The organism is Rhodococcus sp. P4_F5 (assembly GCF_056401315.1).
This window is the reverse complement of record NZ_JBFUJP010000063.1, coordinates 15,614-29,070: the sequence shown is the minus strand read 5'-3', so window position 1 is coordinate 29,070 and position 13,457 is coordinate 15,614. Positions and strand designations below refer to the sequence as shown.

At 69.1% G+C, this 13,457-nt stretch carries 14 protein-coding genes; 1 reads left to right on the top strand and 13 read right to left on the bottom strand.

From position 1 onward, the window contains the following. Window positions 1-187: 187 nt before the first annotated feature. The 13 genes from AC1DU4_RS20540 to AC1DU4_RS20480 form a co-directional block, all read right to left on the bottom strand. Window positions 188-553: a hypothetical protein gene (locus AC1DU4_RS20540; RefSeq protein ID WP_477842940.1), complete on the bottom strand. Its 366-nt coding sequence runs from the start codon at window positions 551-553 to the stop codon at window positions 188-190. Window positions 554-798: 245 nt separating this feature from the next. Further along, window positions 799-1,620 carry an acyl-CoA thioesterase gene (locus AC1DU4_RS20535; protein WP_477842938.1) on the bottom strand — a complete coding sequence of 274 codons (822 nt, stop codon included), beginning with the start codon at window positions 1,618-1,620 and terminating at the stop codon, window positions 799-801. Between the two features lie 55 nt (window positions 1,621-1,675). After that, window positions 1,676-2,686, bottom strand: a complete 1,011-nt coding sequence (locus AC1DU4_RS20530) for a cation diffusion facilitator family transporter (protein WP_477842936.1) — start codon at window positions 2,684-2,686, stop codon at window positions 1,676-1,678. Next, on the bottom strand, window positions 2,683-3,081 hold the full coding sequence (locus AC1DU4_RS20525) for an ArsR/SmtB family transcription factor (protein WP_477842934.1): 399 nt from the start codon (window positions 3,079-3,081) through the stop codon (window positions 2,683-2,685). Before AC1DU4_RS20525 ends, AC1DU4_RS20530 begins: the two co-directional genes overlap by 4 nt. A gap of 119 nt (window positions 3,082-3,200) precedes the next feature. Continuing rightward, window positions 3,201-4,103: a pyridoxal 5'-phosphate synthase lyase subunit PdxS gene (gene pdxS, locus AC1DU4_RS20520; protein ID WP_072844223.1), complete on the bottom strand. Its 903-nt coding sequence runs from the start codon at window positions 4,101-4,103 to the stop codon at window positions 3,201-3,203. A gap of 129 nt (window positions 4,104-4,232) precedes the next feature. Next, entirely contained in the window at window positions 4,233-5,288 is a 1,056-nt protein-coding gene (locus AC1DU4_RS20515; RefSeq protein ID WP_477842944.1) for an NUDIX hydrolase, read from the bottom strand. Next, complete coding sequence (locus tag AC1DU4_RS20510; protein WP_477842931.1) at window positions 5,288-6,415, bottom strand: glycosyltransferase family 4 protein; 1,128 nt, start codon at window positions 6,413-6,415, stop codon at window positions 5,288-5,290. Before AC1DU4_RS20510 ends, AC1DU4_RS20515 begins: the two co-directional genes overlap by 1 nt. Beyond that, on the bottom strand, window positions 6,416-7,318 hold the full coding sequence (locus tag AC1DU4_RS20505; RefSeq protein WP_477842930.1) for a phosphatidylinositol mannoside acyltransferase: 903 nt from the start codon (window positions 7,316-7,318) through the stop codon (window positions 6,416-6,418). After that, a complete protein-coding gene (pgsA, locus tag AC1DU4_RS20500; RefSeq protein ID WP_477842928.1) occupies window positions 7,315-7,998 on the bottom strand; it encodes a phosphatidylinositol phosphate synthase in 684 nt (227 codons plus the stop codon). Before pgsA ends, AC1DU4_RS20505 begins: the two co-directional genes overlap by 4 nt. Further along, window positions 7,999-8,565, bottom strand: coding sequence for an ATP adenylyltransferase (locus AC1DU4_RS20495; RefSeq protein WP_477842926.1), 567 nt, complete (start codon window positions 8,563-8,565; stop codon window positions 7,999-8,001). Next, complete coding sequence (gene thrS, locus AC1DU4_RS20490; RefSeq protein ID WP_072843904.1) at window positions 8,562-10,613, bottom strand: threonine--tRNA ligase; 2,052 nt, start codon at window positions 10,611-10,613, stop codon at window positions 8,562-8,564. Before thrS ends, AC1DU4_RS20495 begins: the two co-directional genes overlap by 4 nt. An 89-nt stretch (window positions 10,614-10,702) precedes the next feature. Beyond that, window positions 10,703-11,503, bottom strand: coding sequence for a hypothetical protein (locus tag AC1DU4_RS20485; RefSeq protein WP_477842924.1), 801 nt, complete (start codon window positions 11,501-11,503; stop codon window positions 10,703-10,705). 8 nt (window positions 11,504-11,511) lie between these two features. Further along, window positions 11,512-11,895, bottom strand: a complete 384-nt coding sequence (locus tag AC1DU4_RS20480; RefSeq protein ID WP_477842942.1) for a TIGR02611 family protein — start codon at window positions 11,893-11,895, stop codon at window positions 11,512-11,514. 285 nt (window positions 11,896-12,180) lie between these two features. Between AC1DU4_RS20480 and AC1DU4_RS20475 the strand changes: the two genes are divergently transcribed. Continuing rightward, the gene (locus AC1DU4_RS20475) at window positions 12,181-13,344 is read left to right on the top strand and encodes a tyrosine-type recombinase/integrase (protein ID WP_477842922.1); all 1,164 of its coding nucleotides are present in this window, start codon (window positions 12,181-12,183) and stop codon (window positions 13,342-13,344) included. The last annotated feature ends 113 nt before the right edge of the window (window positions 13,345-13,457 follow it).

Genomic DNA, 13,457 nt, shown 5'->3' with positions numbered 1-13,457 from the left:
CCGACGCCGTGGTGCCGGTGGGCACCGGGTTCACGGTGTCGAGTTCCAGAATTCGTCTCGGCTGCAGGCAACGAGGATACGGATGCCAACCGCGGCATCGACGGGCGGAGGAAGCGACCGAGGCGGCCGCCGACCGACCCGAAAATGAGGCGACAATGTGACCACCTCATCAAGCGGTGTCGGATGATCACGGGCCGCCAGAGAGCGAGTAGCCGACGTATCGATTGCCCCATTCCAGAAAGGCGCTCGTCGTGGCCTCACCGCGAACTTCGTCGTTCTGCCACTGATAAATGCTGTGAACGGGCGGCAGGAAGCCCACTCGCTCGAGCGTCCAGTGCTCGCGGTGCGTTTGGCCGTAGCGTTGGTTCAATTCCTCGCGACTGAACTCGTCATTGCCCAGGAGGTACGTCCTGCCCAGTGACTCGATTCTCGCCGGCGGTGTGAGGACGTTGACGCTGCGGTAGACAAGCATCGTGTAGCCAAGGCCCACCAAGAAGATCGCGACCAGTGTGAAGGCTCCTGCGCGGAGCACTCGGTACGCGGGGAACGGCATGGCTCACCGTACAGCCCAGCAAGGAACCTCCCAGAGAAGCCTCTGCCCCGGTCGACCAGCTGCCGAGGAAGCCTGAAAAGCTGCCGGCACTGCCACTGCTCACTCGCGACGATTGCGCCGTTGGAGTTGGCACGCGCCGATCCCGCGTGCCTGACTCGAATCGCCCGACGGGGCCACCAGCGGTTCCCTGGCGTGCACTCGATGCAAGCGCGGACACCAGGACCACCCCCGATCTGGGCGAACTGTCAGTCCTCGCGGACCAACCTGGTCAGCCCCTCCTGGACCACCGCGGCCACGAGGTGACCCGCCCGGTCGAAGATCCGACCCTGCGTCAGGGCCCGGCCGAACCCCGCGGACGGTGAGGACTGGTCGTAGAGCAGCCACTCGTCGGCTCGGAACGGGCGCATGAACCACAGCGCGTGGTCGAGTGAGGCCTGCTGCACCTGAGCGTCGGGATGCGGCACCTGCGCCGAGCCGAGCAGCGTCATGTCGCTCATGTACGCCAGGGTGCACACGTGGAAGACCGGATCGTCGGGCAGGCGACGGCGGTAGCGGAACCACACCTGCTGCTGCGCCGGCACCCCCGTGCGCCGAGTCACCTTGTCCTCCGGGACGAATCTCAGGTCCCAGTTGGCCCATTCGCGGAACTCCCAGGACAGTTCGTCGCTCGCGATGTCGGCGGTGTCCGGCAGGTCCTCCGGCACCGGCACCGGCGGCATCTGGTCCTCGTGCTCGATGCCCACGTCCCCGACGTGGAACGAGGCCGACATGGTGAAGATCGCCTGCCCGTCCTGTACCCCGGTGACGCGGCGGGTGCAGAAGGACCGGCCGTCGCGGATCCGGTCGACCAGGAACACGGTGGGGATCGTCGGGTTTCCCGGACGCAGGAAGTACCCGTGCAGCGAGTGCACCCGGTACCGCTCGTCCACCGTCCGCACCGCCGAGACCAGCGCCTGGCCGGCCACCTGGCCGCCGAAGGTGCGGGTCAGCATCGTGTCCGCGACGATGCCCCGGAAGATGTCCTTCTCCAGCCGTTCGAGTTCGAGGATCTCTTCGATGGACGACATGGCGCTCCCTCTCTCGGCAACCCGACTTGGTCAGGCTAGCAACAGCTCTGCCCCGTCAGTCGCCCGTGGGATGCGCGGGATACGCGTGGATCAGCGCGGAGCCGAGCTTCGGGACGGCGCCGACGAGCGTGGACTCGGCGCGGTGCGCGAGCCGGTGGGCGTCGGCCAGGGTCATCGTCTCGGGCACGTCCACCTCGGAGTCGGCGTGCAGGCGGTGACCGATCCACCGCATCCGCAGGCTGCGCACTCCGAGCACCCCCGGCACGCCTACCAGCACGGCCTCGGCCGCGTCCACCAGTTCCGGGTCCACGCCGTCCAGCAGTCGGCGCAGCACGTCCCGGGCCGCCGACCGGAGGACGACGAGGATTGCCAGCGTGATGAGCAGTCCCACAACAGGATCGGCGAGCGGGAAGCCTGCCGCGACACCGCCCGCCCCCAGCACCACCGCGAGCGAGGTGAACCCGTCGGTGCGCGCGTGCAGCCCGTCGGCGACCAGCGCCGCCGACCCGATCTGCCGGCCGACCCGAATCCGGTAGTGCGCCACCAGTTCGTTGCCGACGAAACCGATGACGCCCGCGGCCGCCACCGCTCCCAGGTACTGGACCGAAGGCGGGTGGACGAGCCGGCGAACCGACTCCACGGCGGCGACGGCGGCCGAGACGGCGATCATCAGCACCACGAACAGCCCGGCCAGGTCCTCGGCCCGACCGAGACCGTAGGTGTACCGGCGGGTGGCCGCCCGCCGGCCGAGCGCGAACGCGATCCACAGCGGCACCGCGGTGAGCGCGTCCGCGAAGTTGTGGACGGTGTCGGCCAGCAGCGCCACCGACCCGGACACCGCCACGACCAGCGCCTGCGCCACTGCGGTGACCGTGAGCGCCACCAGGCTGATCTTGACCGCCCTGATCCCGATCGTGCTGGACTCGAGCGCGTCGTCGACGCTGTCGGCCGGGTCGTGGCTGTGGGGCGCGAAGAACTCCCGGACGAATCCGTGGCGGTTGTCGTGGCCGTGGCCGTGGCCGTGCCCATGTCCGTGTCCGTGCGCGACATCCCGGGCCGGCGTCATGCCGGTCCCCCGACCGCCGTTCCGTCGCGGAGGGCTCGGATCTCGTCGTTCGGACGGTGATGCGCGGGCACCCCGGGGCCGGCGTGCTCGGCGTTGAACACCGCGTCGGTGACGAGTTGCCGGACGTGGTCGTTGCCCAGCCGGTAGAAGACCTGCGTGCCCTCGCGCCGGGTTCGCACCAGACGCGCCATCCGGAGCTTCCCCAGGTGCTGCGAGACCGAGGGTGCGGGCTTGGCGACGCGCTCGGCGAGCTCGTTCACCGACAACTCACGGTCGACCAGGGCCCACAGCACCTGCACGCGGGTCGGGTCCGCCAGCATCCGGAAGACGTCGACGACCAGGCCCACCTGATCGTCCGGCAGACGCCCGCGGCATGCGCCACTGTCTGCATTCATACGTAGACAATAGAGCAGCCTGCCCCGGACGGGACAGTGCCTGAAACGACGCAGGCGCCACCGCCGAAGCGGTGGCGCCTGTGCGCTCAGTACGTCTACGTCACGTCGCTACGTCTGGGTCACCAGCCGCGCTCGGCCAGACGGTGGCCCACCGGCAGGTCGTCGACGTTGATGCCGACCATGGCCTCGCCGAGTCCACGGGAGATCTTGGCGAGCACGTCGGCGTCGTCGAAGAAGGTCGTCGCCTTGACGATGGCGGCGGCCCGCTCGGCCGGGTTGCCGGACTTGAAGATGCCCGAACCGACGAAGACGCCCTCGGCACCGAGCTGCATCATCATCGCGGCGTCGGCGGGGGTGGCGATGCCACCGGCGGTGAACATGGTGACCGGGAGCTTGCCCTCCTTGGCGACCTCGACCACGAGCTCGTACGGCGCCTGCAGCTCCTTGGCGGCCACGTAGAGCTCGTCGTCGCTCAGCGAGCTGAGACGGCGGATCTCGCCGAGGATGGTGCGCATGTGGGTGGTCGCGTTGGAGACGTCACCGGTGCCCGCCTCGCCCTTCGAGCGAATCATGGCCGCGCCCTCGGTGATTCGACGCAGCGCCTCACCCAGGTTGGTGGCGCCACACACGAACGGCGCGGTGAACTTCCACTTGTCGATGTGGTTGGCGTAGTCGGCCGGGGTCAGCACCTCGGACTCGTCGATGTAGTCGACGCCGAGGGACTGCAGGATCTGAGCCTCGACGAAGTGTCCGATGCGGGCCTTGGCCATCACCGGGATCGAGACGGCGGCGATGATGCCGTCGATCATGTCGGGGTCACTCATCCGGGACACGCCACCCTGCGCGCGGATGTCGGCGGGGACGCGCTCGAGCGCCATGACCGCGACGGCGCCGGCGTCCTCGGCGATCTTCGCCTGGTCGGGGGTGACGACGTCCATGATGACCCCGCCCTTGAGCATCTCGGCCATGCCCCGCTTGACGCGGGCCGTGCCGGTGGTCGGGGCGGTTTCTGCGGTGCTCACGGCAAACTCCATCGGTAGTGACCTGTGTGGGAACACTCGCGCCACGATCCGCCGGGTCCTCGACCCAGCGGGACCGTGCCCGGGCGTGCCTCAATTCTAGGACGACGCGCCTGTCAGCCGGTCGGCCGGTCAGCGAATCGAACGGACCTCGGGCTCGACGGCCCGCCCGACCACCACTCTGGCCTCGCCGAGCAGGTCCGGCAGCTCCTCCGGGTAGACCACCTCGCCGGACGCCGCGATCGCCCGCATCTCCGCGGCCGTGCACCACCGATGACCGGTGATGGCACGCCGCTCGAGCTCGGTGAAGCCGTTGCGCTGCGGCGTGAACGAGGCGGTCTGCAGCGCGAAGAACAGTTCCTCCGACCGGATCAACTCGCCGTCGTACGGGAACACCGCGACCCGGCGCCACATCGGCCCGCGCAGCGCCGCCTGGTCCACGGCGAGGCCGGTCTCCTCGGAGATCTCCCGCACGGCGGTCTCGCGCAGGCTTTCCCCCGCCTCGACGCCCCCGCCGATGGTGAACCAGAAGTGCACGTCCGGCGACTGCGGGTCGTGACCGCGCAGCAGCAGCGCCCGGCCCTTCTCGTCGAGCACCACGATCCGGGCGGAGGTACGCATCTCGTCGACGCTCAGCCCGCCCGTCGCGGCGGCCGTGGTGCGTTCGGCGATCTCGAAGTAGCTCGGCAGCGGCGCGGTGCCGCCCAGGTGCAGCCAGCGCACCGGTCGGCGGGTCCGCAGTGCCAGGGTGTCGCGGACGGCGTCGTTGTGGAACCGGCGCGCGATCAGCACCCGTGCCTCCGCGTCGGCCAGCTCCGCCACCAGCTGGGGCGGCAGCGCCTCGGTGGGCACCGCGCCCAGCGCCGCGGACAGCGCGTTCTCCGCGGTCTCGCGGTGTCCGCGGTCGGCCTGCTCGGCCTTCACCGCCAGGGCCGCCAGGGTCCGCCCGTCGGACGCCCCCGGCACCGGACCACCGAACGAGTACCCGGTGGGCACGAGCGCCGCGGACACCGCGCGTGCGACCACGGACCGCCGGGCCAGCGCGGAGTCCAGCGCCTGCCAGGACAGGTCCGAGCGCACGTGCAGCCGGTCGAGGCGGTTCGCCGTGGCGTACGCCCACACTCCGACGGCGACGACCACGGCGGCGACCAGCGCGAGGACCAGGATGGTGGTCGCGGAGAAGGTCATCATCGGGTCTCCACCCGCACACCCTGCGCCCCGACGGTCACGGTCTCGTAGACCCGCAGGATCTGTTCCGCGACGACCGGCCAGTCGTACTCGGCGACCACCTCGGTGCCGGCCGTGACGAGGGCGCGGCGGCGGTCCGGGTCGCTGAGCACGGTGTCGAGCGCATCGGCCAGCGCGGCCGCGTCGCCGATCGGCACCAGCAGGCCCGCGGCACCGTCACGGAGCACGCGACGGAACGCGTCGAGTTCGCTGGCCACCACCGCGGTGCCCGCGGCCAGCGCCTCGACCAGCACGATGCCGAAGCTCTCCCCGCCCAGGTTCGGCGCGCAGTACACGTCGGCGCTGCGCATCGCGGACGCCTTCTCGGCGTCGGTGACCTGACCGAGCAGGCGCAGATGCTTCGCGTAGCGACCGGCCTCCTTCCGGAGCCGGTCCTCGTCGCCGCGCCCGACCACCAGTACCTCGAGGTCGGGGTGCCGCTCGGCCAGCGTCGGCAACGCCCCGATCAGGGTGTCCATGCCCTTGCGCGGCTCGTCGTAGCGGCCGAGGAACAGCACGGTGCCGCCGGCGCGCGGGTACCCGTCGATGGGCCGGGCGGTCGCGAACGCGGGCACGTCGACGCCGTTGGGAATCTCCACCGCGTCCGACCCGAGGGACTCCACCTGCCAGCGCCGCGCCAGTTCGGAGACCGCGATCCGGCCGGAGATCTTCTCCAGGTACGGCTGCAGGACACCCTGAAAGGTGCTGAGCACCAACGACTTCGTGGTGGAGGTGTGAAAGGTCGCGACGATCGGCCCCTGCGCGATCTTCATCGCCAGCATCGACAGGCTCGGGGCGTTGGGCTCGTGGATGTGCAGCACGTCGAAGTCGTTCTCGCTGATCCAGCGACGCACCCGGGCGTACGCGACCGGTCCGAAGCTCAGCCGTGCCACCGACCCGTTGTACGGGATCGCGACCGCGCGACCGGCCGAGACCACGAAGTCCGGCAGCTCGGTGCTCTCCGCGGCCGGCGCGAGCACGCTCACCTTGTGACCGCGCTCGATCAGCACCTGCGCGAGCTCGACGACGTGCGCCTGCACTCCGCCCGGCACGTCGAACGAGTACGGGCAGACCATGCCGATCTTCATCTAGGACTCCATCCGCGCCACGCGGGCCGCCGACAGGTCGGCGCGCCACAACGGCTGCAGCATGTGCCAGTCCTCGGGATGCGCGGCGATGTTCGCCGCGAACCGGTCGGCCAGCGCCTGCGTGGACGCCTCCAGGCCGGCCGAGGTGTCGATCGGCGGGTCGATCTGGAAACCCCAGGCATCGCCGACGAAGTAGCAGTGCACCGGCAGCAGTACCGCGCCGGTCTCGATCGCCAGCTTCGCCGGGCCCGCCGGCATCCGCGTCGGCTCACCGAAGAAGGTCACGGGCACACCGCGACGGGCGAGGTCTCGCTCTCCGAGCAGGCACACCACCTTGTTCGCTCGCAGCCGGGCGGCCAACTGCCCGAACGGCGGGGTCTCGCCGCCGCTGAGCGGGAAGATCTCGAATCCGAGGCCCTCGCGGAAATCGACGAACCGCTGGTAGAGCGACTCCGGCCGGAGCCGTTCGGCGACCGTGGACAGCCCGCCGCAGTGCTGCACGCACCAGACCCCGGCCATGTCCCAGTTGCCGCTGTGTGGCAACGCCACCACCGCGCCCTTGCCCGCGGCCAATGCCGCGTCCAGGTGCTCCTGGCCGTGCACCTGGGAATCGAGGCGACGCCCCAGTTCCGCCTGGTCCATCGACGGCAGCCGGAATGCCTCCCGCCAGTACCGCGCGTAGGACCGCAGTGACGCGCGGATCAACTCGTCGGGCACCTGCGCCGGCGGCACACCGAGCACCCGGGCGAGGTTGCGGCGCAACTGGTCCGGCCCTCCACCCCGCCGGGCGGCAAGGTCCGCACCGAGGTCGAACAGGCCTGTCGCGACCCGCTCGGGCAGGGCACGCACGAGCCGCCAGCCGGCCGCATATCCCAGATCGGTCGCCCGTTCGCTCCACGTCACCGCTGTGTCTCTCCACCCTCCACGCCCTGCGGCGTCTCCTTGACCGGCAACAACTCTCGCGCGCCCGCCGAGTTCCGGACCGCGAGCACACGCTGGAACACCGTCACGATGCTGGCCGCCGCGAGCAGCCACATGGCGACGTACACCGCCCACTCCAGCCAGCCGATGCCGAAGTGACCGGCGATGCCGGTCAGGCCCGCACCGGTCAGCACGATGACCAGCCGGTCCGAGCGCTCGATCAGCCCGCCGTCGGCGGAGAGCCCGCTGGCCTCCGCACGCGCCTTGGCGTACGAGATGACCTGCGAGGTGACCAGGCAGATCAGGGTCGCCACCAGCAGCGACTTGCTGTTCTGGTGGTACACCGCCCACCAGGCCAGGCCGGCGAAGATCGCGCCGTCGGCGATGCGGTCGCAGGTGGCGTCGAGCACGGCCCCGTAGCGGGTGCCACCGCCGCGGGCTCGGGCCATCGCGCCGTCGAGCAGGTCGAACATGACGAAGAACCAGATGAGGATCGTGCCCCAGAACAGGTGCCCCGACGGGAACAGCGTCAACGCGCCGGCCACGGTCGCGACCGTGCCGAAGACGGTCACGGCATCGGGCGTGAGACCGGTCCCGATCAACGCCCGCCCGAGCGGCGCCGTCACCTTCGACACCGACGCGCGCCCGAGGATGCTGAGCACCTACCGGCCCCCGTCGTTCCACGCTGCGGACAGCAGCGCCCGCGTCTCACGCAGCAACTGCGGCATCACCTTGGCACCGCCGACGACGGTGATGAAGTTCGCGTCCCCGCCCCACCGCGGCACGATGTGCTGGTGCAGGTGCTCGGAGAGCGAACCACCCGCCGCCGCACCGAGATTGAGGCCCACGTTGAAACCGTCGGGCCGGGAGACCTTCTTGATGACGCGGATCGCCTGCTGGGTGAAGGCCATCAGCTCGGATGACTCGCCCTCGGTGAGGTCCTCGAGCGCAGCCACCCGGCGGTACGGGACCACCATCATGTGACCGGGGTTGTACGGGTACAGGTTCAGCACCGCGTACACGTGCTCGCCGCGCGCGACGATCAGCCCCTCCTCGTCGCTCATCTTCGGGATGAACGTGAACGGACCCTCGTCGGGCGTCGAGGTCTTGGGCGCCTCCGCGATGTACGACATCCGGTGCGGGGACCACAGACGCTGCAGCCGGTCCGGATCGCCCGGCCCGGTGTCGGTCAGCGAGGTCTCCGGCGGCACTGCCGAGTCGTCGCTCACGCCAGACCGCCGAGCAGCTCCGCCGTCGGTGAGGCGTTGTCCCGCCGGGCAATCCAGCCGCTGATGGCCTCGACCGCGGTGTCGACCGGGATGCCGTTGACCTGGGTGCCGTCCCGGAACCGGAAGCTCACCGCGCCGGCCTCGACGTCCCGCTCGCCGGCGAGCAGCATGAACGGCACCTTCTGGGTGGTGTGGTTGCGGATCTTCTTCTGCATCCGGTCGTCACTGACGTCCACCTCGGCCCGGACCCCGGCGGCCTTGAGCTTGTCGACGACGCCGAACAGGTGCTTCTCGAACGCCTCCGCGACCGGGATGCCGACCACCTGTACGGGCGCCAACCAGCCCGGGAACGCGCCCGCGTAGTGCTCGGTGAGCACGCCGAAGAACCGTTCGATCGAGCCGAACAACGCGCGGTGGATCATCACCGGGCGGTGCTTGGCACCGTCGGTGCCGGTGTACTCGAGCTCGAACCGCTCCGGCAGGTTGAAGTCCAGCTGGATCGTCGACATCTGCCAAGTGCGGCCGAGAGCGTCCTGCACCTGCACGGAGATCTTCGGTCCGTAGAACGCGGCTCCACCCGGGTCCGGCACCAGGTTCAGGCCCGACGCCTCGGCCACCTCGGCGAGGGTGTTGGTGGCCTCTTCCCAGGTGGCGTCGTCACCGACGAACTTGTCCGGGTTCTTGGTGGACAGCTCGAGGTAGAAGTCGTCGAGTCCGTAGTCCTTGAGCAGCCCGAGCACGAAGTTCAGGGTGGTCGTCAGCTCGTCACGCATCTGCTCGCGGGTGCAGTAGATGTGCGCGTCGTCCTGGGTCATGCCGCGCACCCGGGTCAGGCCGTGCACGACGCCGGACTTCTCGTAGCGGTACACCGATCCGAACTCGAAGAGCCGCAACGGAAGTTCGCGGTACGAGCGTCCACGCGAGCGGAACACCAGGTTGTGCATCGGGCAGTTCATCGGCTTGAGGTAGTACTCCTGGCCGGGCTTACGCACCGTGCCGTCCTCGTTGAGCTCCTCGTCGATGTGCATCGCCGGGAACATGCCGTCGCGGTACCAGTCCAGGTGGCCGGAGACCTCGTAGAGGTGGCCCTTGGTGATGTGCGGGGAGTAGACGAACTCGTAGCCCTCCTGCACGTGACGCTGGCGGGAGTAGTTCTCCATCTCCTGCCGGATGATGCCGCCCTTGGGGTGGAACACCGGCAGGCCCGAGCCCAGCTCGTCGGGGAAACTGAACAGGTCCAGCTCCGCGCCCAGCTTGCGGTGGTCGCGGCGCTCCGCCTCGGCCAACAGCTCCATGTGCGTGTCGAGCGCCTCCGAGGACTCCCAGGCGGTGCCGTAGACGCGCTGCAGGTCCTCACGCGACTGGTCGCCGCGCCAGTACGCGGCGGAGCTCCGGGTGAGCTTGAACGCGGGAATGTGCTTGGTGGTGGGGATGTGCGGGCCGCGGCAAAGGTCGCTCCAGACCTTCTCACCGGTGCGCGGGTCGAGGTTGTCGTAGATGGTCAGCTCGTTGCCGCCGACCTCCATCACCTCGGGGTCGTCGATGCCGGACTTGTCGTCGATCAGCTCGAGCTTGAACGGCTCGTTTGCCAGTTCGACGCGGGCGTCCTCGATCGAGTCGACCACGCGACGCGAAAAGCGCTGCGAGCCCTTGATGATCTGCTTCATCCGCTTCTCGAGGCGGGTGAGGTCCTCGGGGGTGAAGGGATCCGCGACCCGGAAGTCGTAGTAGAAGCCGTCCTTGATCGGCGGGCCGATGCCAAGCTTCGCGGCCGGGAACTCGGCCTGCACTGCCTGCGCCAGCACGTGCGCGCACGAGTGCCGGATCACCATGCGGCCGTCATCCGTGTCGGCCGCGACGGCCTCGACCTCGGTGTCGGTGTCGGGAATCCACGACAGGTCCTTGAGCTGGCCCTCGGCGTCACGGACGACGACGATCGCGTCGGGCCCCTTGCCGGACAGTCCCGCCTCACGAACCGCCGTACCGGCGGTAGTCCCCGCAGGCACCCGGACGTGGGCGGCTGGGACTACTGATGCAGGCGTGGTCACGGCGATGTGCTCCTCGATGTGTTAGCCGCCGTCGGCGACGGCTGCTCGGTGAGCCCTCATGCTATCGGCACCGGATTCGAATCTGCCCGTCACCCGACCAGCGCGCCAAGTCGTGCGAGCCGCAACGCAGGAAGCTGGCTGGGACAGCTGACGCACTTGGCTCGCTCGGCGGCCTCGGGATCGCCCGCCGCCGCGACCGCCGGGGAGCGGTAGAGCAGGCAACAGGAGTTGCGGCGAACGAACCTGCGCGCACCGGGTGGCGGTTCCGCCCCCGGGTCGGCGAACGTCTGCTCCCCGGCAACGACGTCGACGAACCGCGGCGTCAACAGGGGCGCGCCGATCCGATCCGCGATGCGGACTGCGAGCGCACTGCCGATCGACGGCCCGCCGAGCGCGGTGGCGGCGTCGAGCGCTCGGTTGGCGATCGCGTCGCTGGCGATGGCCCACAGCGACCGCTCGTTCATCTTGGCGACCGCAGCCAGCCAGCCGATGATGCGCGCCATCGCGGCCCGGAGCCGGTCCGCGAACTCCTCGGGCCCGCGAAGGATGCCCGCCGAGCGCACGGTGGCGACGGATCCGTCGGGGCGCAGGGTGAACGTCAACCGTTCGGGCGTCGGGTCCGGCGCCAAACCGGTCGAGAGCAGCATCGCGGCCGGGACCGCCAACAGCGCCGAGCTCGCGGAGTACCACCACAGCGTGGCCGGCACCCGTGCGTCGTCGCACCGCCAGATCCGAGCGGTCTGCGACACCCGGGACGCGAGCCAGGTCGGGTCCACCAACTTCTCGCCGCGCAACTCGAGCGCGTTCGCGGGTGCGTTGACCATCCCGCGCACCGGCGGCAGGGCCGCTGCGGTGCGGGCATAGGCATCGGCCACTTCCGGGTCGATCATCGGGCCGCTCATCCGAGCACCGGACTGTGCAGCAGCGGGTGATCGATCCCGAACCATCCGCCGACCAGGCTGAACGTGCCCAACAACCAGAGGGTGAGCAGGACGACCGCGGTCGTCAGCAGCACCCCGGCCGCCTTCACCACCACCGACTGCCCGGCGAACCAGACCATGAACCTGTCGTAGCGTGCCTTCGCGAAGTGCAGCAGCCGGTGCGCCCAGGCGAACTCGGTGGCGAGAATCCCCAGGCCTGCGAACACGATCAACCAGCCGGGTCCGGGGTACGGAATCGTGATGACACCGATGACGAACACCAGTCCGCCCACCACGCCGACACCGATCCGGTAGGCGAGGTTGAGGCCGACATTGGCTGCTATGCGACGGCGCTGCTGCATCCATCGGTTCTCGGTGGTCGACACCCCTCACACATTACTTATGCATACGGAGTGCCGGTGGGAGGCTCCGCTCCCAGCCCACGACGAAAAAGGCCCGCTGCGAGAATCTCGCAACGGGCCTTTCTGTTGTGGTCCCGGCTGGGATCGAACCAGACGTGATATACCTGGTCGGAGGGTTAACCAGCAGGTCAGAGGCAGCGAAGGGTGCCACACCATGCCAAGATATGCCAACTTCTGACACTCTACGGCCCACGGAGGGCCCACGAAATCGAGGAGAGCAGCCGCATGGCCAGAAAAGTATTCGGACGCATTGAGAAGTTGCCGTCAGGCCGGTACCGAGCCCGCCACCCCGACCCCACTCCGGGGAGCGCGGAGCGCATCCCTGCACCCAGCACGTTCAGCACCAAACGCGCGGCACAGACCTGGCTGAACACACAGCAGGACGCAATCGCCGGGGGCACCTGGGTACACCCAGATGCCGCCACCGTGGCACAGCAGGCCACTCAGGCCGAGGAGGCACGTAAAGCTGTCGCGTTCGGTGTCTACGCCGAGAAATGGGTCGCCACCAGGACCAATAGCAAGGGCGAGCCGCTACGCCCCCGCACCCGCAAGGAATACGAGCGGATGCTTGGCACAACCGGGTCGCTCTTCCATTGGGCAGTAACACCCATCAACAAAATACGCCCCGATGCAGTGCGCGAGTGGCGATCGGAGCTACTCGCAACGGGCAAGGCCACGGCCACAGCGAGGGCCTACGACTTGATGAAATCGATATTGAAGACAGCCGTAGAAGACGGTCTGATCAGTGGAAACCCATGCAAAATCAAGGGTGGCTCACTTACTACCACGGGGAAATCCACAACGCCGCCGACCGAGGTCGAGCTGGACATCATTATCGAAAAGATCGTGCCGAAGTACCAGCCATTCGTGATCATCGCCGCCGCCGGCGGCCTGCGATTTGGCGAGGTCATCGGCCTGACCAGTGACGATGTGGCCGTTGAGCGCGACGGCGCCGGCGAGGTGGACGCGGTGCGGATCGCTGTCGTGCGCAGCATCGTCGAAGGCAACGGCATCGCCAAGGTAGCCGGACCCCCCAAGAGCGCCGCAGGGCAACGAATCATAGCCATCTTCGGACACGACGCCCGGATCGTGGCCGCCCACGTCGAGTCCGTGAAACCGGGTGCGCTGCTGTGGACAGACCGTAGCGGTGGCTACGTTTCACAAAGCACGGTGAATAACCACTGGCGGAAGGCTCGGGCAGCAGCAGGACGCTCTGACCTGGCGTTTCACTCGCTGCGCCACTATGCCGGAACTCGCTACGCGCAAACCGGCGCGACCGTGGCCGAGACTATGGCGAGATTGGGACACAGCAGCGTCAAGGCCGCAATGCGCTACCAGCATGCCGGTACCCGTGACGACGAACTCGCCAGGCGCGCTTCACGCAGGTAACGCCGGCCACCACCCCGCACTCCATCAGTGCGAACCGATTTGTACGCTGTCGCCAGGGTGTTCGCCACGCCCCGGCCGGCGCGCGCCCTACACCGGGGCGGAACACCCAGTGC